A 20,860-nucleotide genomic window follows, 5' to 3' on the forward strand; every position below is an offset into this window, starting at 1 on the left:
AACCCAGCTTAGCATGCAATTTCAATGCATGCTAAGCTGGGTTTTCTATCTAAATCCTGCTGGACGTCAGGAAAAGATTAATCGGATTTTATACTATTTTACGTGCATATCTAACTAGTGTTACATCATTGGATTCGTGTCAGTTTTCAAAAGGCTGAGGGCTTCTTCGATCAGGCGGATGTCAGTGAGGATCATCGATTTAAATTGGGTGGGCGCAAGTTGATATTCTTCGTTGAGGTGATGTAACTCACGAACCATCACATAACTTTCACACTCTGTCTTCATATTCTGTCCCTCCTCTTAAGCAATTTTACCCGGTAAAAGCAAGGTATAAACTAATTTCCAAGAATTCAAGCAAAATTTCCATTACAATTGTTACAACTAGATGACTGATGATTTCAAAAGGTACAATTAACTTATATAATTGATAGTCTAGGTTTAAATTCAAGAAAGTATACAAAAGAAAACTGAATTATAAAATCCGACCTGCTTTTAACTAGAGCAAGGTCGGATTTTCTATCTACTTTTATTTATGAAAGTCACTACTTGAAAAGTCAAAACACCGTCCGCAACGATGTTATCCTATGCAGACGGTATTTATAGGTCATGCTGTAATATCACGCTTTGTAAATACTGAATAGCTGACGATCAGGAAAACGACCAAGTAGACAGCTAACACAGCGAGCGAGAAGGGTAAAGTGATGGCATCGTTTATGACGAAATCAGACTCGTAAACTGTTAAATCCATATGGGTAAACAACAAGTATTTAACGATTTCAAATCTGCTGAGAAGAACGACAATGACATTCCCGGAAAAGTAGATGAACAGGGAAAGCCCAATTGCCATTCCGCTTGAACGGAACACACTCCCAATCATGAACGCGAATGTTGCAGTAATAATTACGTTACCAAACGACAGCAGTAACATGTAAAATCCATGTCCCCATGCAGAAGTCTCGACTACATTCCCGCCCGATACGGTAAGTGCTTGACCTCCACCTGAAGGGAAGAAAATGTAGGCACTCAAGATAGTTGTTGCAAAGCCAATTAGCATAAGTAATAAACCAAAAAGCAATACAGTTACATATTTGGACGTAAGGATTTTCCAGCGTTTCACGGGACGCGTCAGCAGCATTTTAATCGTACCTTGTGAAAACTCTGAAGCCACAATACCTGCAGCAACAACGACAGTGAGTAATAACGCTATGCTTCCGACAGAAGGATCATAAATCATACTTTCTCGGCTTGAATCGCTAAGGGGCGCTACGTCATTCGCAAGTCGATACTCATAGATTTGAACGTTTTCCTCTGCATGACGCTTGCTTTCACCTTTTAGTACATTTGTATCCAATGAGGCTTTTTCCATTTCTAAGTTTCCTTGTACAGTGGTTTTCCAATCAGAGTTGTTGTCATTTAAACCATCTGCCCATTTTACAATTCCAGACATAGAGAAAATCAGTATAATCATGAGCGCAGCCATGATCCAAGTTCCTTTTTTAGCCCAGAGTTTCATCCATTCATTTTGAAGAAGTTTCAGCAAGTTGACCGCCTCCCGTCATTTCGAGGAATTGGTCCTCAAGTGTTTTACGATGTGGTTGGATAGCGAAAAGTTCTATCCCAGCCGCAGCTAAATCTTGAACAAGTTCTGGAACTTGTGTTTTTTCTGCTTGGATCACAAATCCGTCATTCACACTTTCTGCCTGAAATCCAAGAGTAGTGAGAAGTTCAGATGTTTTATCGATAGGAAGGGCTTCTACATAATAATGGGTTTCTTGAGCTTCCCTCATGTCACGAAGGTTGACGAGTTTTCCGTTTTGAATAACGGCAATCCGGTCACACATGAGCTCAATCTCCGAAAGCATGTGGCTTGAAACAAAGACAGAAACATTTTCAGTTTTAGCGATGAGTCGCAAGTAATCTCGGAACTCCCGAATACCTGCAGGATCTAATCCATTTGTAGGTTCATCTAATATTAGAAACTTGGGACGATGCAATAATGCTTGCGCAAGTCCGAGACGCTGCCGCATGCCGAGAGAATACGTACCGACCTTTTCTTGGATACGATTTTGCATTCCGACTTGTTTGACAACTTCATCAATGCGTTCTTTAGTTACACCTTTGTGCATACGTGCAAAGTGTAAAAGGTTTTTGTATCCAGACATGAATTTATACATTTCTGGGTTTTCAACGATAACGCCTACTTTCGAAAGAGCCTCTTCAAAATCCGAAGACAGCGTTTGTCCGTCAATAACGACTTCACCGCCGCTTTTTTTCATCAGTCCTACCAGCATTCGTATTGTGGTTGTTTTGCCGGCTCCATTGGGACCAAGAAAACCCGTAATTTGACCGGGATATAGCTGTAGACTGAGGTCGTCTATAATTTTCTTTCCATGGATTGTTTTGGACAAATTCTTTAATTCCACAATTGCGTTTTGTTCCATGTATGTACCTCCTCCTATATAGTTAAACCTCTATTTAAACAAGATCTATCTATACTATACGGATTATCAATCAAAGCGTTTCACATTTATTAAACAATTTTCTTTTAATTGAAAGGAAAGGCATCCTCACATACGTTCAGACAGACTCACAAATCGATGTATGAAAAGCATTGTAACAACATTCCGAGAGATTCACGAGTACAATAGAAAAAACAACACAAACCTTAGGAGGAAGTAATGATGGAGATAGGAATTAGTACGTTTGTTGAGACAACACCAGATATGCAAACGGGAAAGTTGAAAAGTCATGCAGAGCGTCTGCGGGAAGTCGTGGAAGAGATTGTATTAGCGGATCGGGTAGGCTTGGATGTATTTGGCGTTGGCGAACATCATCGGGCAGATTATGCGGCATCATCTCCCGCGGTGTTGCTTGCTGCGGCAGCTTCCCAGACGTTCAACATTCGTCTGACAAGTGCGGTTACAGTATTGTCTTCTGCAGACCCAGTACGTGTATTTCAAGACTTCGCAACACTTGACGGAATCTCAAATGGGCGGGCTGAAATCATGGCAGGACGGGGTTCATTCATTGAATCATTCCCTTTATTCGGACAGGACTTATCGGATTACAACGAATTGTTCAATGAAAAGTTAGATTTATTATTAAAGCTGAGGGAATCGGAAATCGTTACATGGGATGGAAAACATCGAGCAGCAATTTACCAAAGGGGTGTATACCCGCGGCCTGTGCAAAATCCGCTTCCAGTATGGATTGGCAGTGGCGGTAATCCAGAATCTGTTGTACGGGCCGGAAAGTTAGGATTGCCGCTTGTACTGGCGATCATAGGTGGACGACCTACACAGTTTGCCCCGCTTGTTCAATTGTACAAGCGCACTGCAGCTGCAGCGGGACATGATGTGTCTAAACTGACAATCGCTTCGCATTCGCATGGATTTGTAGGCGAAACTACACGAGCTGCGGCAGACGCATTTTTCCCATCGACTGAATATGCAATGAATGTGATTGGAAAAGAGCGGGGCTGGGGTCCTTATGATCGACAAGCCTATGATGCTGCACGCAGTTTGGAAGGCGCATTATATGTTGGAGATGCTGATTACGTAGCAAAGAAGATTATTAAGTTAAGAAAAGAAGTTGGAATTACAAGGTTTTTACTCCACGTTCCGCTCGGCTCTATGCCACATGACGAAGTGATGAGCGCAATACGCTTGTTAGGTGCCGAAGTCGCACCTAGGGTTCGGGAAGCTATCGCTGAATGGGAAAGAGAATTTTGAAGTAAATAGAAAGAGCAGCAGTAGTCTAAAGATACTGCTGCTTTTTTGCGGATTAAGAGAACAAGGCTAAACTAAATAGCCACTTTTGAACGATCCATAAAGTGATTAGAAGACTTGCTAGTTTTAAAAACTGACCCCATCCTTTTTTATCAACAAAAAGGAAGACGAGTGCAAAATAGGCTGTCTCAATTCCACCTATGATCCATTCAGAAATTTGCAGCCAGCCACCAATACTTGCAATGACAAGAATAACGATTAGGTGAATCCCATCGTGTGGCTCATTAACCGTTTCATCTTGGGTGATTTCTTTCATCATGCAGCTCCTCTCATGTTCAGATTGGAATCTAATCATCATGATTCAATCCCAAAGCGTACTTCACTTCAATCAAGGTCTTAGTTCATACACTATCGGACAAAGGCATAAACTATATTGGAAGATAATCTATGGGACAGGCGACCTATTAGAGAAAGTATAACTAACTCATTAAATTCTGATTATTCTTTACTATAACAGTTTTTCTTGCGAAATAGTTGCTATACTAGAGAAAAATGGAAAGGAATTGGTGATGAATGCTAAACAAACGAACTGGAAAAAAAGTATTTTTAGTTGCGATATTGATCACTTTCGCTTTTCTCCCCATTGCTTATGAACAAACGTTTCCTGCTATTGCTGCCTCAGCGGCTTTCATTACGCCGCCTGCGAACGCTACAGTTACACTCTCGAAAAAATTAGACGTGCTGCTCGCAGATCCGAAATTGAAAGGCGGAATTACCGGAGTAAGTATTCGAAACGCAGATACAGGTAAGCAAATCTACTCTAATATGGGCGATATTCGACTGCGGCCTGCTTCTAACATGAAACTGCTGACAGGAGCTTCGGCTTTAGATGTGCTTGGAACAGACTATCAATTTCAAACAGAGGTAGCAGCCACAGGTAAAAAGAGGGGGTCTATCCTTCAAGGAGATGTCTATTTAGTGGGCAAAGGGGACCCAACACTTCTCGAGAAAGACCTTGTGAACTTCGCAAATGAGTTGAAACAGCAAGGCATCAAAACCATTCAAGGGGATCTGTTTGCTGATGATAGTTGGTATGACGATGACCGGTACTCTCAGGATCTTAATTGGTCAGATGAATTTAACTACGTGGGTGCGCAAGTGTCGGCTCTCACGCTTTCACCGAACGAAGACTATGATACAGGCACAATAATTGTAGAAGTAAAACCCGGCACAAAGTCGGGAGACCAGCCTTCTATTTCTTTAACCCCCGAAACGAAGACGTCAGTCATAGTGAATGAGGCAACCACAGTCGGAAAAGAAGGGAAAAAGACGATTTCCATCCATCGCGAACATGGTACAAATCGGATTATTGTAGAAGGTTCCATTCCAGTCGGGGCCTCAAGTTCGCGCTCTTGGACGGCTGTCTGGCAACCGTCAGAACTTGTGCTCGACGTATTTCAGAGCGCATTAAAAAAAGAGGGAATTCAAGTGCGTGGAAAGAATGGACTTCAACGTGGGGTTACACCTGAAGGCGCTGAAGTCTTGGCAACGAAGAAATCAATGCCATTGAATGAAATCTACGTTCCGTTTATGAAACTAAGTAATAACGGTCATGCAGAGATGCTTGTAAAAGAAATGGGGAGAGTGGTCAAGGGTGAAGGAAGTTGGAACGCGGGTCTTGCGGTAATGTCAGAAACATTAGAAGGATTCGGTATTCAAAAAAATACAGTTGTGCTGAGAGACGGTTCTGGAATGTCACATAAAAATCTAGTCTCATCAGAAACGTTAACTTCACTGCTCGTTCAGGCTCAAAAAGAATCGTGGTATCCGGCTTTCAGAGAATCATTACCACTCGCAGGTGAAGCCGAGCGCATGGTCGGAGGCACGCTTCGTAATCGGTTGACAGGAGACTCGACTAAAGGGAATGTAGCTGCAAAAACAGGTTCAATTACTGGAGTTTCCACACTGTCAGGATATGTAACCACGAAAAAAGGAACACCCCTAGTGTTTTCTATTATGATAAATAATTATATTACAGGTCCAGTGACGCCAATCGAAGACGCCTTAGTAACAGCTATTGCAGAAGCGGATTTATAATTTAAAAGCAGAATTTCCAAAGGATTCTCCTCGGAAGTTCTGCTTTTTTTGTGTTTCAAATTATGGCCATCTGGTTTTAAACAAATATTAACCACAAGATCATAGTAAATATGATTGTCGTGACGCCCATTAACAGGGTCGCCATGGTTTGTGCTTTATAGGCATCTGTCACTTTCATACCGCTGAACTCTGTAACTACCCAGAAGAAACTGTCGTTTACGTGACTCACTGTCATTGCGCCGGCTCCTACGGCCATAACAACAAGTGCTAAAGGAATTGCGCCTTCAATACCCATTGCAGGTAAGAGGGGCGCCACTAATGTAGAAGCAATTACTAAAGCAGCAGTAGATGATCCTTGCGCAGTTTTCAAAGCTGCAGATATGAAGAAAGGAACGAGCAAGAACAAGGCACCGCCTGCAAGGGCAGTGAAATTCATTTCTCCAATCAATTCTGCCACGCCGGATGTGGAAATTACTTTACCAAATGCACCGCCGGCTCCAGTGATCAGTAAGATTGGTGCTGCTTCTTTGAGGCCTTCTCCAATCCAACCCGTGAGCGTTTCTTCGTTCCATTTCGGAAGCAAAAGAAATGCTGCAAGGACTCCGAATAATAGCGCAACGGATGGTGAGCCCACGAACTGCAGGAATAAGCTAAATCCGGATTCACCCATGATGAGTTTGGCAACTGAACCAGCTCCAATTAGGATAATTGGCAAGACGATGGGTAAGAATGCCTTGAATGCAGATGGCATCTCACCAAATGATTTGACGATTTCATCGTAGTTGAAAGTAACAGACTCTTCGTCCTCAGGAACAGAAATCTTAGAACCTACTTTTACCGCCCATAAATATCCGACTAACGTTGCTGGAATCGCGACGATTAGGCCAATTATGATAATTACACCCAAATATCCTTCAGCACCAATATTTCCGGCTGCTGCAATGGGTCCAGGAGTCGGAGGGACTAGTGTATGAGTTGCAAATAATCCGGTTGCCAGTGCAACGGACATCGATGCGATTGTAACGCCAGCACGTTTTGCAAGCGCTTTCTTCAAACTCGATAAAATAACAAATCCAGAGTCACAAAACACAGGGATAGAGACGATGTAACCGATTAGGGACATAGCGAGCTGGGGTCTTTTTTCACCGATTACACGTAAAACAACTTCGGCCATGCGGTATGCAGCACCCGACTTTTCAAGAATAACACCGATAATTGTACCAGCGACAATAACAATCCCTATGCCTTTCATTAACCCGCCAAAGCCTTCATTAACCGTATCGACCACAGTTAAGAGTGGCATTCCAGATGTGATTCCTATAAAAAATGCACCGGCAAGCAGTGATAGGAATGGATGGACTTTCAAGACAGCCGTTAAAAAGATAATAAGAACTACACTGAGAATAATCATGGCAAATAACATTTAACATTCCTCCTTGTTTTTATACTCCAGAATTGCTTGGGTGGTAGTCTCTTTCAATAATCTAAATGGTTCTCTCATTGCATCCGTTACAGTAACGCTTTCTGAAGTGATCGCATGCACACCAGAAAATAAGTCAGCTAGCGCCGTTCGGCTTTCGGGAGTTATAGCGCCAGATACAAGCAGCACAGGAACGTTTTCTTGATGTGCCGCTTGGGCAATCCCGAATGGGGTCTTTCCTGAAAAGGTCTGACTGTCAGAACGACCTTCGCCAGTAATGACCAGATCAGCGCTTTTTAAGTGCTCAACAAAACGAAGAGTTTCGAGTACGACATGTATACCAGGTTGGAAAGTGCTTGGAAAAAATACTTGAAAGACACCTCCAGCACCTCCGGCTGCACCTGCTCCCGGTTTGTCATGAAGGGAAATACTTGTAAGTTTCTCTATGATGTCAGCGAAATTAGTAAGGCTTCTGTCTAAGAGCTTAATATCTTCAGCGGATGCCCCTTTCTGTGGGCCGAAGACAGCCGTTGCCCCTTCTGGTCCAATGAATGGATTGGTAACATCTGCGGCAATCAGAAATGTACTTTCTGCAATTCTCGGGTCAAAAAACTTTGGGTCAATCGAGTGCAATTGCAAAAGAGCAGCACCGCCTTTAGGTATTTCATCACCATTCGAGTCAAGTAACCTCATCCCGAGTGCTTGTAAGATACCTGCACCTCCATCGTTTGTTGCACTGCCGCCAAGGCCGATTATGAAATCACGGAAACCTGAATTCAGTGCGTGAACAATCAATTGTCCAGTTCCGAATGATGATGTTAAGAGCGGATTTCTATCATGAGGTTCTAATCGCATAAGACCGGATGCTTCTGCCACTTCTATTACGCATGTAGATCGATCCCCAAGTATCCCAAAGCGTGCAGGTATGGAATCACCGAGAGGTCCTTCTACAAGGAGAGATACGAACTTTCCATTGGTTGCATCGACTAAACTTTGCATGGTCCCTTCACCGCCATCAGCTGCTGGAAGCAAAATTGACTTACTTGTCGGGATAGCTTCAAGAATTCCTGCAGACATCGCTTCAGCTGCCTGCAGCGCAGACAAACTTCCTTTGAAGGAATCGGGCGCAACGAGTATCTTCATTCAAACATCATTCCTATCGAAAAGTAGTTGATGTCTATCATTATATGTACAGAAAAGTCTAAATACATTAGACTTGTTGTATAAGTACAAGATTATATTATAAGTATTTTTTATACATTGAGGTGATTATCGTGTTGACGAAGCGGCTTGCAGAGGAAATTGTAGAGCAAACGATGCTTAGGCTATCGAGGAATTTGAATGTGATGGATACAAATGGAATGATTCTAGCATCAGGAGAAAAAGACCGCGTGGATCGAATACATGAAGGGGCGGCCACTGTTGTGAAAACTGGGGAATCCCTATGGATAGATGACGATAACTTTATGAAGTGGCCGGGCTCAAAACCAGGAGTAAATTTACCGATTCACTATAAGAGTCAGCTTGTTGGAGTGATTGGAATTACAGGCACAAAGGAAGAATTGAGTGATGTTGCAACGCTCGTGCAGTTGACGACTGAAATGATGGTTCATCAATCATTGCTAACTTCAGAATCAGAATGGAAGCGATCCGCACGGGAATTAGTGTTCAAAGAATTAGTAAGCGGACAGACTCTTTCAGGGGCTGCACGGGATCGGATGAGCATGTTAGACATTTCTTTGGAAGGGCCGTTCACTATGGTGATTGTTCATCAAAATGAGATTGCACGAACCCCTAACCGATTATCGGATTGGCTAACAGAAACTATTGGAATTCGTGCTGTTTTATCAGGTCCGGATGACGGGAACGTATTACCTTTTTTGTTATGGGGAGTAGATCGAGAAGTGGTAAAAAAGAACGTAAAGTCTATTTGCAATCGAAAGGGAGTTTCAATACTGGAAGTTGGAATCGGTACAACGGTGGATGAAGAGAAGGATATTGCATTAGCATATGAATCTGCCCTTCAAGCCATCCGATTTGGTAGAAAGATTGAAATTATATGTGATTTCGAAGCTGTTGAAATGCATGTATTGATGGGAGCGTATCAGCAAACATTACATAGACAATATACAGAAAAGGTGATGGGTGATCTTGATGAGCCGCTAGTAAAGACACTGCACGCGTATTTTGAGTATGAACAGCATGCTCAAAATACTTCTAATGCGCTTGGAATTCATCGACATACACTTTCGTATCGACTAAAACGGATTTCAGAAATCACCGGACTGGATCCGACACAATTTACTTCTGCAGTTCAATTGTATTATGCGCTTGTTCTGTTAGAAAGCGCACAAATATAAAAACCGAGCGTATTCCGCTCGGTTATTTCAATGCAATGAATGCAAGATGACGTCCAGCATTTTTGTCTTGTCGATACGAAAACCCATCTTTGCTTTGAAAAGTACACATGTCGTCAACTTGAATTGCAGTACTTGGAATACCAGCAAGCTCACATTGTGTTTTTACAGTTTGCTGGTTATCAATGTGGTATTTACCTGTAGTGTCATTGAAAGAAACCCAAGAATCAGCATAACCTAGAGCATGGAATTTATCGTAAACATCTTGGTCAACTTCAAACTTGTCTTTACTTAGTGCTGGTCCGATATAGACTTCAAAGTCTTCCGGACGGCATTTTTCCTGTTCGATAAGATGCTTCAACAGCTTAGGTACAATCTCTTTGACTGTGCCTTGCCAGCCTGAATGGATGACACCTACAATTCCAGCCGGTTCATTGTATAAAAGAACAGGGACACAATCAGCCATGAAACCACCGAGCACAATGCCTTTCTCGAATGTATACAATGCATCGGTATCTGGAATGGCAGTGGCTTGATCAGTTGAGCCGCGTCCGCGATCCGTAAATGTGACTTTGTAAAAGTTTGCACTATGTGTTTGGTTTGCAAAGACAAAATCCCCAATGGAACAATCCAGAGACTTTGCAAGCATTTTACGGTTTGTCAGGATATCACTAGGATGTTGACAGGAATGTAAAGCCATATTATTTTGTTCAGGAGAGCAAGGATCTTTAAGGGTTATCCCTCCGAACCAATGATCATTCATTTTAATCATTTCTTTTTTCACAATTACCACCTCACCTCACTTTACTATATCGAAAGCCATCCTGTTCGAGAAGGAAATCATTCTATTTAATAGATATTGAAATAGCCAATGCGGAAGAGACCGTCTAAATAACGGTCTCTGTTCATTCTTTACATTTTATTCCGATATGGTAGGTAAGGCTGAATCGGTGTATTAATAATGGACGCAGGAATTTCCAGTGAAATCCCCATTTGAATTTCATACGGTGTCGTAATTTAATTGGCTGCGAGCAGTTCTTCTGATGTGATTCCATAGTTGGCTGCTATGGACTCTATAGAGTCACCTTTCTCTACTTGATGGGCATCTCGAATTTTTTCTACTTTACAAGCAGCCTGTTTGAATAAGGGTTGTTTGGAAAGAGGGTCGACAAGGTCAATGGTTAACTCATTGGCAGCCTCTTTCTTGTCCCAATTTCCGAAATGGAACGGAACAAAGACGATTCCCTTTTGAACTACGTTTCCGATACGTGCAGGCACTTCAATTACGCCTCGTGGAGAGGAAATACGGACAACCTCGCCTTCGACAATTTGAAGAGCATTCGCGTCCTCTTCATTAATTTCGACATAACCATGCTGTGCAGCCATATGAAGAATCGGTGAGCGTGCAGTTTTAGTACGGGTATGCCAATGCCAAACGAGTCGTCCAGTTGTCAACCACAACGGGTACTCATCATTCGGCTGTTCGAATGGAGGGACGTGACGGGTAGGTCGTAAAATTGCACGGCCATTAGCTCCGAGATCGGCAAACTCTTCTTTTGAAAGGGCGCGGCCGGTAAATTGGTCTTTCCCGAACGGCTGAGCATCGTCTGGTTTTGTATGGAAGTTGAAATCCGAGTAAAGACGCGGTGTTCCGTTGGATTGGTCATCCGGTACAGGCCAGCGAAGACCATTTTCTTTCTCCAAACGTTCGTACGTAATACCGGACATGTCACAAGGACGTCCTTTTGAAATAACCTTAAACTCTTCGAAACATTCCTCTGGTGTATTATATCCAACCGATGGCTGACCGTCTTTATCTTTAAAGTCCATACGTTTAGCAAATTCCAGTAAGATTTCAAAGTCTGTTTTAATGCCCTCGGGTGGATCTATCGCTTTTCTTAATAGATTGATGGTACGGTCTGCATTTTCCATCGTACCTTCCTTTTCTCCCCATAAAGCTGCTGGTAAAATGACATCCGCAACCGCAGAAGTTTCGGTTAAGAAAGGATCTTGAACGACGACAAAAGTACTTTCCAGTGCCTTTCGTGCTCTATCTCGATTTGGCAGAGAAACCATAGGATTTGTTCCGATGTTCCAAAATAGGCCGACTTTCTCTTTTTCTATCAAGGAAATAATGTCTTCAATTCCTTTCTCGGGTCCTGCGGGCAATTTCTTCTCCTCTACATTCCACAATTCAGCCATTTCTTTAATGTGCACAGGGTTTGTAGGATTGCGGTGCGCGGGATAAGTTCCTACACCGCCTGCTGTGCGATTTGCTGAAGAACTTGGCTGTCCGGCCATGTGAAGCGGACCGCTGCCAGGCTTTCCGATCAGTCCGCGTATAAGGTGGAGGTTGTTGACTGCCACACACGCAGTAGTGGCTTCCGCACTTTGATACACTCCCTGCAGCGTTGTCGTAACTAGTGAGTCAGTTGTACCCAGCACCTCGGCTAACTTTTTCAGTTTTTCAAGAGGCACACTTGTTGCTTCCGCAGTGCGTTCTAAAGACCAGTCACTTACGGAATCCTTCATATCTTTAAAACCCACCGTATGATTATCGATGAATGCATGGTCGAGTTTACCATTTTGTAAGACTTCATGGATGACACCGTTGAGAAGGGGCAGATTTGTACCCGGTTTTAATGCGATATGAAGATCCGCTTCTTTAGCAGTAAGGGTCTCACGGGGATCCACGACGATTATATATGGCTTGCCTGTCCTTTTTTTCGATCCATAATACGCTCAAATAGGACTGTTCCAGTTTCCGCCGCGTTATGGCCAAATAGCATAAGCGTATCCGTCTCATCGATGTCATCAGATGAAGCGGGCGTACCGTCTGCACCAAATGATTGCAACAGACAAAACTCGGTCGTGGCTGTACATAGCCTTGTATTTGCATCAAGCAGATGGGTTTGTAATCCAGCACGGCCTATTTTAGCGGTCGTATAATAGTCTTCTAGGAATCCTTGTCCCGTCGAGTAAATACTTATGCTATTAGGACCGAGCTCTTTCATAGATTGTTTACTCTTTTTTACAATCAATTCAAATGCTTGGTCCCACGTGGCTTTTTCGAGTAACCCTTGAGCATTCCGAATCATAGGAGAAGTTAGCCGGTCAGGTGCTTGGTTCGCCTGCCATTGATTTTCCCGTTTAGGGCCCAGTCTGCCACGGTTCGTTGGATGCTCCCCATTTCCTTTGATTCCTACAATTTGTTCGTCTTTCACAGCTATATAGCACCCACATCCGACAGAACAGATGTTGCACGTGCTGTATACCCACTTATCCGGTTCACCTTGACTGTAGAGGTTCTGATCGATTCGTTCCTCTTGCCAGGACATAAATTTTTAGCCTCCTTAGTTCGTTATAGGTAGATAAAAGGTTGGTACTACATACTTCACTTCCATATGACCGTAAGTCTGTTCGAGAATTTGAGCGACTGTCTCCAATTTGGAATGCATCTTATTCATAGATTGGCCGAGATCTTGTTTGATTTGAGTTGATTCGTCAGGAATCCAATCTACCGCGCGAGCCCAGGATTCGTAAAAAGGCATAGCAACTTCGTTTGCATGGTAAATATGAGTACACTCTTTTTTAAAAGCCGAAAGGGGCAGCGGGGATTGTGTTGGTAATATCTCCGACAAAGAGTTAAGTGCGCTGTCCTGGTCTTCAAGAGCTTTTTTCAGAAGTTGTAAAAGCGGATGCCTAAATGAGCCGATAGCAGCAATCGATCGTTTGTTTTCTTGATGGATTTCAGAAAAAAGCTGTTCAAGTTTTGAAGGCAATTCATATTCACTCCCTTTTAAAGATGTAGGGATTAGTAAACTACCACTCCTTGTATGGAATAAAACAACAATTCCAATAACTAATGAAGAGAATGAAGAGGATTAGTGTAAATACTAGCTTGATGGGGAATAAATAGTACTAAACGATGCGTTGTCAAAACAGAGACGTTGACAACCTTTATATGGTGCATTATTGTAGACTATTATATTCCCTAGTAAGCAGATAGGAATTAATCAGAAATATGAAGAAAAGGGGATGCCGAAATACATGAAAGCGCTCTGGAACCGATATGCGAACGCGTCTTTAATTCTTAAAATAACGATAGCATTAATACTCGGAATAGTGGTTGGATTGCTGATGGGAGAGCAAGCAACTGTGCTTGCGCCACTTGGTGATTTATTGATTCGTCTTCTGACGTTTTTAATCATTCCACTAATTCTCTTTACACTCATCGTCGGTGTAAATCAAACGACAATATCAAACCTTGGCCGCATGGGCGGTAAAGTATTCATCTATTACACGGTCAGTTCTGCAATCGCGATTACCGTGGGACTCGCAGTTGCCACACTGTTCCAGCCAGGGTCAGGCATGAAGTTGGATGGTAATGAGTCATTCGATGTGCCGGACAATCCTGGTATCGTCCATGTATTATTGAATATTGTTCCATCAAATATTGTCACGGCCTTTACGGAAATGAACTTGCTTGGGATCATTTTTACTGCACTCGTTTTCGGGATTGCCATTTCTGCAATGCGCAGTTCAGAAGGGTTGAATGAGCTAGGCAATCATCTGATGAAAACGGTCAGTGCATTGAATGAAGCATCATTATTCATCCTAAAAGGAATTTTGCAATATGTCCCAATTGGTGTGTTTGCCATTATGGCGAAAACAGTAGGAAGCCAAGGTGTGGACACGCTCCTTTCCTTAGGAGGCATGATTGGCGTGCTATACGCGGCCTTGCTTGCGCAAATCGTATTATACGTTGTTGCGATGTTGCTGTTTAAAGTGAATCCGCTCACGTTTTTCAAGCACGCTCGGACTCCGGTTGCAACAGCATTCGTTACGCAAAGCAGTGCAGGTGCATTGCCACTTTCGTTAACGGCAGCACATGATTTAGGTTTGCCGCGCAGTTTGTATGGATTCAGTTTACCGCTCGGCGCTACCATCAATATGGATGGTGCTGCGATACGGATCGCAGTATCTGCCGTTTTTGCTGCAAATATATCCGGTAATCCTCTGTCGTTGACTGATATGTTATTGGTTGTTTTGATCGGGACACTAGCTTCCATTGGCACTGCAGGCGTTCCTGGTGCAGGGATTGTTATGATTGCGACAGTTTTTGTACAACTCGGTTTGCCTATTGAAGCGGTCGCTTTGCTGACATCAATTGATGCTTTAATCGGCATGGGTGCTACAGCACTGAACGTTACGGGTGACCTTGTAGGAACCACACTTATCAGTCGGACTGAAAAACGAAAGAGTACATCAAAAGAACAAGAAGAAACAGCAGTACATTCTTAAAAATAGCCGCATATAGATTAGTAAAGGCAGTAGACAAGGACAGATAGATGTCTTTGTTTACTGCCTTTTGTATAAGTAACCTAGTTGAATGGGACCATCTGGAACTAATGAATGTTAGTTACAAATGACAGAACATTGTACTTTCACAGGTACTTAACTCGTTGGATTACTCTATTAGGTCACAGGAAATTGGAAAGTACCTTTAATGGTTCTTGTCGGGGTATATATTGTCATGACAGTTGCAGGAATAGAGGCTGGACGGGATAAGTTCGTAACGGAAGTAGTTACTAGAAAGCTGAAAGATTGATTTAATACCATTAGGGGTATATGATGAAGTCAATCACATCATAAGGAGTGTATATTATGACATCTCAAGCGACTGTTTATGTATCTTCTACGTGCCCTTATTGCACGATGATGACCAATTATTTGGAGGAACAAAAAATAACTTATGAAACAATTAATGTTTCACGAGATCCAGAAGCAGGAAAACATCTTGTGAAAACGACTGGACAGATGGGGGTGCCTCAAACCAAATTGAATGACGTTTGGATTTTAGGATTTGACCCTGAGGGCGTTCAAAAAGCGCTGCGCGGAGAATCTCAGTGAAACGTTTTATTAACAAATTCCGCTATATGACATGTTCGATTGAAACAGACGTGGAAAAAGAAATGACACAAAAAATCTTTCCAAAGTTTTGCATTGGACACGCAGCACTATTTGCAACTGGTGTTTTTCTTGTGATTATAGAATGGATGAACTAACAAACCGGCAATCCCTTTTCCCTAGCGTGAAAAGGGATTGCCGGTTTGATTTTTTTTCTTGAACTTGCGATACTTTACTAAAGGAGTGAATGAATTTTTTGTGAATTCATTCACATCATGCACTTATACGAAAAGGGGAGTGGCCATGAAGCTGGATCGATTGCGTCAGTCATTTGAAGAACTAGCGAAGTTTACAGACGAGGGCGAAGGCATCAATCGGCTTGCGTATACAGAAACAGAGCGGAACGCACGTGAATACATGATCCGTCAATTTGAAAAAGCGGGCTTAGTTGTGCGAACTGATTACGCAGGGAATGTCATCGCACGGCGAGAAGGATCGAACCCAGAGTTACCTGTAGTGGCGACAGGTTCCCACATCGATTCGGTTTACGCAGCAGGGGAGTTTGACGGGACGGCGGGTGTACTCGTCGGACTGGAAGTAATGCGTTCTCTTGCAGATGAAAATATTGAAACGAAGCACCCATTGGAAGTGATTATTTTCGCTTGTGAAGAATCATCACGTTTTGGTGCGTCAACCCTTGGAAGTAAAGCAATGTCAGGGCGATTAGATCCGGCATATACACGGTCCTTAACCGACAAAAATGGAATTACTTTAATGCAAGCATTTGAAGAAAACGGCTTGGATTTAGAAGAAGTCCATTTAGCTATGCGGTTTCAAGATGAATTCAAAGCATTTGTTGAATTGCACATTGAGCAAGGACCGGTATTAGAAAGACAACAGGCGGCAATCGGCGTTGTTTCTGCAATCGCTGCGCCTGTTCGATTCCACGTTCATGTGGGAGGGACAGCCGACCACTCGGGCACGACTCCGATGGATTATCGTCATGACGCTCTTCTCGGCGGGGCAGAAATCGCTTTAGCAGTTGAGCAAGCTGCTTTAGCTGAACTAAAATATGGGACTGTCGGAACGGTCGGAGTCTTCTCTATTCAACCGGGTGCGATGAATGTCGTACCGAGTGCTTCAGAAATGGATGTCGATATTCGTGGTACTAACATAGAGTCCCGGCAGCGTGTCGTCAGTGCACTTGAAGAAGCTGTTCAAGATGTTGCTGAGACACGTGGTTTAGATATATGGATGGAGCCGATTTCGAGTGAAGACCCCGTGCAAATGGATAGCGGTGTGGTGAAAGAGTTTCAGGAAGTGTGTGAAGAACGTGGGGTGAAGTGGCTTGAAATGCCTAGCGGTGCAGGCCATGATGCTATGAATATGGCGGCGTTTTGCCCGACGGGAATGATCTTTGTCCCTTCTAAAGAGGGGCTGAGTCACAACCCTGCTGAATACACTTCGATGGAAGAGTTGATGGAAGGTGCAGAAGTGATGCGTGCGTTCATGTTAAGACAAGCCGAAATTGTATAAGCGGGCAGCCAGCGTGGCGGGACAGAAGTTGTCTCGTCATGTTTTTTATTATAAAGCAGTAGGTGGAGACAGTTTGCCCTTCTTAAAATCCACGGAACACAGCTCAAAAGTCTTTTAACTAGGTTGAATTGTGTCCCGTTATTGGCAAACTTACTGAAGTGTCGGGGAATCCGCCCAATGTGTCGGAGAAAACCGCAAGAGTGATTGAGAATTCCCTCCAGATGAACGACAACCCTCCTAATATAATCGACAACCCTCCTAATATAATCGACAACAAAAGTGTACAAAAAAAATAGCCCGCGGGAAGCGGACTATCTGGATTATTTTGCAAAGGGATCTTTGTGGTCGTACTGGTTGTTGTGCACAACATCACTTCGTAAATACTCAAGGATGTCGTCGACAATCTCCACACCGTTTTTCAAAGATTCTTGTTCCTGAAGCGTTGTATTCTGTCCTGGATATAAAACCTGGTCAAACCCAGGCGCTGGTTTTACATTGTTTAATTCTTTCATCATTCCTGAAATATTGGCTCTGAATAGGTCGGCACTAGTGAAGGCACCCGGATCGATTACAACAAGTCAATGGATGAAGCAAACAAAGCGGTTATCGATAAAATTACCGGATCCGCACCATTCCTAGTGGATGTTGTTCCGGCGAAAGAAAAAATTAAAGAACTTAACGAAGGTAAAGTAATCCTGCATGCAGGTCCGCCTATCGAGTGGAATGACATGACAGGTCCGATGCAGGGTTCTTGTATCGGTGCGGCAATTTATGAAGGATGGGCATCTTCAGAAGAAGAGGCTGAAAAACAGCTTGCTGGCGGAGAAGTGAAGTTCATTCCTTGCCACCACGTAAATGCGGTAGGTCCAATGGGCGGAATCACGTCTGCAAATATGCCTGTATTCGTTGTTGAAAATCGTACAGAAGGCAACGAAGCCTATTGCATTATGAACGAAGGAATTGGTAAAGTTCTTCGTTTTGGTGCAAATTCACAAGAAGTAATTGATCGTTTGAAGTGGATGCAGGATATTCTTGGGCCTACAATCTCAAAAGCGCTTGCGCTTACTGAAGACGGCTTAAACTTAAACGTTATTATTGCGAAAGCCATTACAATGGGTGACGAATTCCACCAGCGTAATATTGCAGCTTCATTAATTTTCTTGAAAGAAATCAGCCCATATATCGTTCAATTGGATATGGATGCGAAAGATTGTAAAGATGTCATTCAGTTTTTGGCTGACACAGACCAATTCTTCCTTAACATCGCAATGGCAACAGGTAAAGCTGTCATGGACGGAGCACGTACTATTCAGGATGGTACAGTCGTTACGGCCATGTGCCATAATGGTAAAGACTTTGGTATCCGCATAAGCGGCATGGGAGATGAGTGGTTTACAGCGCCTGTAAATACACCACAGGGCTTGTTCTTCACTGGATTTTCTCAAGATGATGCCAATCCGGATATTGGAGACAGTGCAATTACTGAAACGTTCGGTGTCGGCGGTATGGCAATGATCGCGGCTCCAGGTGTAACTCGTTTCGTCGGAGCTGGCGGTTTTGATGATGCTCTCGCAACTAGTAATGAAATGACGGAAATCTGTGTTTCTCAAAATAGTAACTTTACAATTCCTACTTGGGATTTCCAAGGTGCTTGTCTTGGAATCGATGCTCGCAAAGTTGTTGAAACAGGTATCGAACCAATTATCAATACAGGTATTGCAAATAAGAAAGCGGGAATGGGTCAAGTAGGTGCCGGTACAGTTCGTGCACCTAAAGAATGTTTTGAAAAAGCAATCGAAGCATATGCCGTGAAGCTAGGATTAATTTAATGGAACGCCCGTCTGCAGAAGGGACGATTTTGCAAGCAGAGGGATATGAGCAAAATATTCCTCTGCTGCTGACTCGGCAACCAGCGGGCCGCGTTCACAGTGTTTTTCAAAATGGAGTTAACATTCGAATGGGCAAAAAACTGTTTTTCATCGGTACGACTAAAAATGGCCAATTGCCATTCGGAATCCATCTAGCTCAGAATCAGCTGCAAGAGTTATTGGAAGTGATTAAGTAAGAGACTGATGTCTCTTGGAATCCTGCTGAACTTTGCTTGACGTTTGATAACGGAGTTCCTTTTATTTCTCTTGAAAATGCTGTTCCTTTTTCATGGGAGCTATTCAGTCATGAAATGACCAGTCAGGAAGTTTCGGATAACCTGGCAATGCTTGTTTCTGTGCTGTTAACAGAACCCCGTATTACAGGTCTGCATATAGACATCGAATCTTTTTTAGTAACGTACTTAGAAAAGGGCACATTTGTTGACTCGGTCGGACAACATATAGAAAAACTATTAACTGTGTTGGATACATCTGGTGCGGCTGCAATTGAAACTGAACTAAGATACTTGTTAGGTCGCGGTAAAGGGTTAACTCCTTCAGGAGATGACCATTTAGTCGGCCTGCTTGCGATTCATGCAGCGACAGGAGTTGTGTCGGAAACATTTATCGAAACCATAAAGCTCCTTTTACAAAGCGAATCACTGACAACAGACATTGGAAAAGAGTATTTGCTGTATGCAATACAAGGGAAGTTTAGCTCATCTGTTGTAGGCTTATCTTCAGCATTGACACAGAAGCCAGATATTTATATGCTAAAACCACTGCTTTTGGAATTGCTCGATATGGGACACAGTTCTGGCATCGATACAATCTTTGGCATGTTACTCGGCTTATTAGCGCGAAGGAGGAAACTAGAATGACAGAAAAAGTAGTAATTGCACTTGGGGGCAACGCAATCCTGCAACCAAAACAGGAAGCGACGTATGAGAATCAGCGTGAAAACGTACGAATCAGTACTGAAATCATCGCAAAAATTGTCAAGAACGGTCATGAAGTCATTGTTACACATGGTAATGGCCCACAAGTAGGCAACATTCTTCGTCAAAACGAAGAAGCTAAAGATGTTGTTCCTGCACTTCCATTAGACGTTTGCAGCGCAGAATCACAAGGATTCATCGGGTACATGATGGAACAAACTTTAAAGAATGAACTTAATAAGTTGGGTCTCGACAATCAGGTAGTCAGCATGCTGACGCAAACAGAAGTAGATCGTAACGATCCTGCATTTAAAGATCCATCTAAGCCAATCGGTGTTTTCTATTCTGAAGAAGAAGCGAAACAACTAGCTGAAGAAAAAGGATGGGACGTAAAAGAGGACGCGGGTCGTGGTTGGAGACGCGTTGTTGCTTCACCAAATCCGAAGTCTATCCTTAGCTCAGAAACGATTAAAATGCTGACGGATAACAAAATCATCGTAATTGCTTCAGGTGGCGGCGGGATTCCAGTCGTACGTGAAGAAGATGGTAGTTTAACAGGAATTGAAGCAGTTATCGATAAGGACCGCAGCGCATTCCGATTAGCTAAAGAGGCTAAAGCGGATGTACTTATGATCTTAACTGATGTCGATAACGTATTTGTAAATTATGGTAAGCCCGATCAAAAAGCGCTTGGAACAATTACACTTGAAGAAGCAAAAAGGTATGCGGACGAAGGTCAGTTTTCTGCAGGCAGTATGGGGCCAAAAGTAGAAGCCGCTATGAAATTTGCTGAAATGGGTGGACGTGCAATTATTTGTTCACTAGGACAAGCGGACCTTGCAGTTGAAGGGAAAGCGGGAACACAAATTAAAAAGTAAACTACTGGATGGTATTGGCTAAAGTCTCGCAGACACTAGCCAACGTTGACGACGTAAAACCGGTAACTGAATAATAATCAACCAAAAGTTGTCCCATACTGGGGCAGCTTTTTTCTTTGGGAATTAAT

Annotated in this window: 22 protein-coding genes; 11 read left to right on the forward strand and 11 right to left on the reverse strand. The window is 43.0% G+C overall.

The genetic code is table 11. The features are described from left to right. Positions 1–120 precede the first annotated feature (120 nt). From QT716_RS07210 to QT716_RS07220, 3 genes are all read right to left on the reverse strand, one after another. A complete protein-coding gene (locus tag QT716_RS07210) occupies positions 121–285 on the reverse strand; it encodes a hypothetical protein (RefSeq protein ID WP_317935393.1) in 165 nt (54 codons plus the stop codon). A gap of 319 nt (positions 286–604) precedes the next feature. After that, entirely contained in the window at positions 605–1,540 is a 936-nt protein-coding gene (locus QT716_RS07215) for an ABC transporter permease (RefSeq protein ID WP_317935394.1), read from the reverse strand. Further along, the gene (locus tag QT716_RS07220; protein WP_317935395.1) at positions 1,518–2,441 is read right to left on the reverse strand and encodes an ABC transporter ATP-binding protein; all 924 of its coding nucleotides are present in this window, start codon (positions 2,439–2,441) and stop codon (positions 1,518–1,520) included. Before QT716_RS07220 ends, QT716_RS07215 begins: the two co-directional genes overlap by 23 nt. 240 nt (positions 2,442–2,681) lie before the next feature. Between QT716_RS07220 and QT716_RS07225 the strand changes: the two genes are divergently transcribed. Then, complete coding sequence (locus tag QT716_RS07225; RefSeq protein WP_317935396.1) at positions 2,682–3,731, forward strand: LLM class flavin-dependent oxidoreductase; 1,050 nt, start codon at positions 2,682–2,684, stop codon at positions 3,729–3,731. Positions 3,732–3,783: 52 nt separating this feature from the next. Here the strand turns inward: QT716_RS07225 and QT716_RS07230 are convergent, their stop codons facing one another. Continuing rightward, positions 3,784–4,047, reverse strand: a complete 264-nt coding sequence (locus QT716_RS07230) for a hypothetical protein (RefSeq protein WP_317935397.1) — start codon at positions 4,045–4,047, stop codon at positions 3,784–3,786. 254 nt (positions 4,048–4,301) lie between these two features. Here QT716_RS07230 and dacB point away from each other — a divergent pair, with 254 nt between their 5' ends. Further along, positions 4,302–5,825: a D-alanyl-D-alanine carboxypeptidase/D-alanyl-D-alanine endopeptidase gene (gene dacB / locus QT716_RS07235; protein WP_317935398.1), complete on the forward strand. Its 1,524-nt coding sequence runs from the start codon at positions 4,302–4,304 to the stop codon at positions 5,823–5,825. A gap of 76 nt (positions 5,826–5,901) precedes the next feature. On the opposite strand, the gene QT716_RS07240 is transcribed toward dacB, so the two are convergent. Further along, positions 5,902–7,248, reverse strand: a complete 1,347-nt coding sequence (locus QT716_RS07240) for a GntP family permease (RefSeq protein WP_317935399.1) — start codon at positions 7,246–7,248, stop codon at positions 5,902–5,904. Continuing rightward, the gene (locus tag QT716_RS07245; protein ID WP_317935400.1) at positions 7,249–8,388 is read right to left on the reverse strand and encodes a glycerate kinase; all 1,140 of its coding nucleotides are present in this window, start codon (positions 8,386–8,388) and stop codon (positions 7,249–7,251) included. A 131-nt stretch (positions 8,389–8,519) separates the two neighbouring features. Between QT716_RS07245 and QT716_RS07250 the strand changes: the two genes are divergently transcribed. Next, positions 8,520–9,605, forward strand: a complete 1,086-nt coding sequence (locus tag QT716_RS07250) for a CdaR family transcriptional regulator (protein ID WP_317935401.1) — start codon at positions 8,520–8,522, stop codon at positions 9,603–9,605. A gap of 22 nt (positions 9,606–9,627) precedes the next feature. On the opposite strand, the gene pgeF is transcribed toward QT716_RS07250, so the two are convergent. The 4 genes from pgeF to QT716_RS07270 all read right to left on the reverse strand — a co-directional run bounded on the left by pgeF (position 9,628) and on the right by QT716_RS07270 (position 13,384). Next, entirely contained in the window at positions 9,628–10,386 is a 759-nt protein-coding gene (pgeF, locus tag QT716_RS07255; protein ID WP_317935402.1) for a peptidoglycan editing factor PgeF, read from the reverse strand. 233 nt (positions 10,387–10,619) lie between these two features. Continuing rightward, positions 10,620–12,296: a molybdopterin-dependent oxidoreductase gene (locus QT716_RS07260; RefSeq protein ID WP_317935403.1), complete on the reverse strand. Its 1,677-nt coding sequence runs from the start codon at positions 12,294–12,296 to the stop codon at positions 10,620–10,622. Positions 12,297–12,301: 5 nt separating this feature from the next. After that, positions 12,302–12,940: a molybdopterin-dependent oxidoreductase gene (locus tag QT716_RS07265; protein WP_317935404.1), complete on the reverse strand. Its 639-nt coding sequence runs from the start codon at positions 12,938–12,940 to the stop codon at positions 12,302–12,304. Positions 12,941–12,955: 15 nt separating this feature from the next. After that, positions 12,956–13,384, reverse strand: a complete 429-nt coding sequence (locus QT716_RS07270) for a hypothetical protein (protein ID WP_317935405.1) — start codon at positions 13,382–13,384, stop codon at positions 12,956–12,958. A 268-nt stretch (positions 13,385–13,652) separates the two neighbouring features. Here QT716_RS07270 and QT716_RS07275 point away from each other — a divergent pair, with 268 nt between their 5' ends. From QT716_RS07275 to QT716_RS07290, 4 genes are all read left to right on the forward strand, one after another. Further along, positions 13,653–14,906 carry a dicarboxylate/amino acid:cation symporter gene (locus QT716_RS07275; protein WP_317935712.1) on the forward strand — a complete coding sequence of 418 codons (1,254 nt, stop codon included), beginning with the start codon at positions 13,653–13,655 and terminating at the stop codon, positions 14,904–14,906. 363 nt (positions 14,907–15,269) lie between these two features. After that, positions 15,270–15,515 (forward strand): glutaredoxin family protein, encoded by a 246-nt coding sequence (locus QT716_RS07280; RefSeq protein ID WP_317935406.1) that lies wholly within the window; start codon positions 15,270–15,272, stop codon positions 15,513–15,515. Continuing rightward, positions 15,512–15,670: a hypothetical protein gene (locus tag QT716_RS07285; RefSeq protein ID WP_317935407.1), complete on the forward strand. Its 159-nt coding sequence runs from the start codon at positions 15,512–15,514 to the stop codon at positions 15,668–15,670. Before QT716_RS07280 ends, QT716_RS07285 begins: the two co-directional genes overlap by 4 nt. A 145-nt stretch (positions 15,671–15,815) precedes the next feature. Next, positions 15,816–17,048 (forward strand): Zn-dependent hydrolase, encoded by a 1,233-nt coding sequence (locus QT716_RS07290; RefSeq protein WP_317935408.1) that lies wholly within the window; start codon positions 15,816–15,818, stop codon positions 17,046–17,048. A 320-nt stretch (positions 17,049–17,368) separates the two neighbouring features. Here QT716_RS07290 and QT716_RS07295 read toward each other — a convergent pair whose 3' ends face one another. Next, positions 17,369–17,563, reverse strand: a complete 195-nt coding sequence (locus tag QT716_RS07295; RefSeq protein ID WP_317935409.1) for a hypothetical protein — start codon at positions 17,561–17,563, stop codon at positions 17,369–17,371. Positions 17,564–17,629: 66 nt separating this feature from the next. Between QT716_RS07295 and QT716_RS07300 the strand changes: the two genes are divergently transcribed. The 4 genes from QT716_RS07300 to arcC are packed head-to-tail and all read left to right on the forward strand — an operon-like array spanning position 17,630 to position 20,732. Further along, entirely contained in the window at positions 17,630–18,877 is a 1,248-nt protein-coding gene (locus QT716_RS07300) for a DUF1116 domain-containing protein (protein WP_398292757.1), read from the forward strand. Then, on the forward strand, positions 18,877–19,113 hold the full coding sequence (locus QT716_RS07305; protein WP_317935410.1) for a hypothetical protein: 237 nt from the start codon (positions 18,877–18,879) through the stop codon (positions 19,111–19,113). The genes QT716_RS07300 and QT716_RS07305 overlap by 1 nt, the downstream gene beginning before the upstream one ends. 36 nt (positions 19,114–19,149) lie before the next feature. Further along, positions 19,150–19,797 (forward strand): DUF2877 domain-containing protein, encoded by a 648-nt coding sequence (locus QT716_RS07310; RefSeq protein ID WP_317935411.1) that lies wholly within the window; start codon positions 19,150–19,152, stop codon positions 19,795–19,797. Further along, positions 19,794–20,732, forward strand: coding sequence for a carbamate kinase (arcC, locus tag QT716_RS07315; RefSeq protein WP_317935412.1), 939 nt, complete (start codon positions 19,794–19,796; stop codon positions 20,730–20,732). The genes QT716_RS07310 and arcC overlap by 4 nt, the downstream gene beginning before the upstream one ends. The last annotated feature ends 128 nt before the right edge of the window (positions 20,733–20,860 follow it).

It is taken from the genome of Sporosarcina aquimarina (genome assembly GCF_033253705.1).
GTDB lineage: Bacteria > Bacillota > Bacilli > Bacillales_A > Planococcaceae > Sporosarcina > Sporosarcina aquimarina.

Coding starts and splice junctions, on each gene's coding strand:
- QT716_RS07230 (WP_317935397.1), bottom strand. CDS start 4,047: ATGATGAAAGAAATCACCCAAGATGAAACGGTTAATGAGCCACACGAT.
- QT716_RS07290 (WP_317935408.1), top strand. CDS start 15,816: ATGAAGCTGGATCGATTGCGTCAGTCATTTGAAGAACTAGCGAAGTTT.
- QT716_RS07225 (WP_317935396.1), top strand. CDS start 2,682: ATGGAGATAGGAATTAGTACGTTTGTTGAGACAACACCAGATATGCAA.
- QT716_RS07220 (WP_317935395.1), bottom strand. CDS start 2,441: ATGGAACAAAACGCAATTGTGGAATTAAAGAATTTGTCCAAAACAATC.
- QT716_RS07265 (WP_317935404.1), bottom strand. CDS start 12,940: ATGTCCTGGCAAGAGGAACGAATCGATCAGAACCTCTACAGTCAAGGT.
- QT716_RS07305 (WP_317935410.1), top strand. CDS start 18,877: ATGGAACGCCCGTCTGCAGAAGGGACGATTTTGCAAGCAGAGGGATAT.
- QT716_RS07240 (WP_317935399.1), bottom strand. CDS start 7,248: ATGTTATTTGCCATGATTATTCTCAGTGTAGTTCTTATTATCTTTTTA.
- QT716_RS07245 (WP_317935400.1), bottom strand. CDS start 8,388: ATGAAGATACTCGTTGCGCCCGATTCCTTCAAAGGAAGTTTGTCTGCG.
- QT716_RS07295 (WP_317935409.1), bottom strand. CDS start 17,563: ATGATGAAAGAATTAAACAATGTAAAACCAGCGCCTGGGTTTGACCAG.
- QT716_RS07275 (WP_317935712.1), top strand. CDS start 13,653: ATGAAAGCGCTCTGGAACCGATATGCGAACGCGTCTTTAATTCTTAAA.
- QT716_RS07280 (WP_317935406.1), top strand. CDS start 15,270: ATGACATCTCAAGCGACTGTTTATGTATCTTCTACGTGCCCTTATTGC.
- dacB (WP_317935398.1), top strand. CDS start 4,302: ATGCTAAACAAACGAACTGGAAAAAAAGTATTTTTAGTTGCGATATTG.
- arcC (WP_317935412.1), top strand. CDS start 19,794: ATGACAGAAAAAGTAGTAATTGCACTTGGGGGCAACGCAATCCTGCAA.
- QT716_RS07210 (WP_317935393.1), bottom strand. CDS start 285: ATGAAGACAGAGTGTGAAAGTTATGTGATGGTTCGTGAGTTACATCAC.
- QT716_RS07300 (WP_398292757.1), top strand. CDS start 17,630: ATGGATGAAGCAAACAAAGCGGTTATCGATAAAATTACCGGATCCGCA.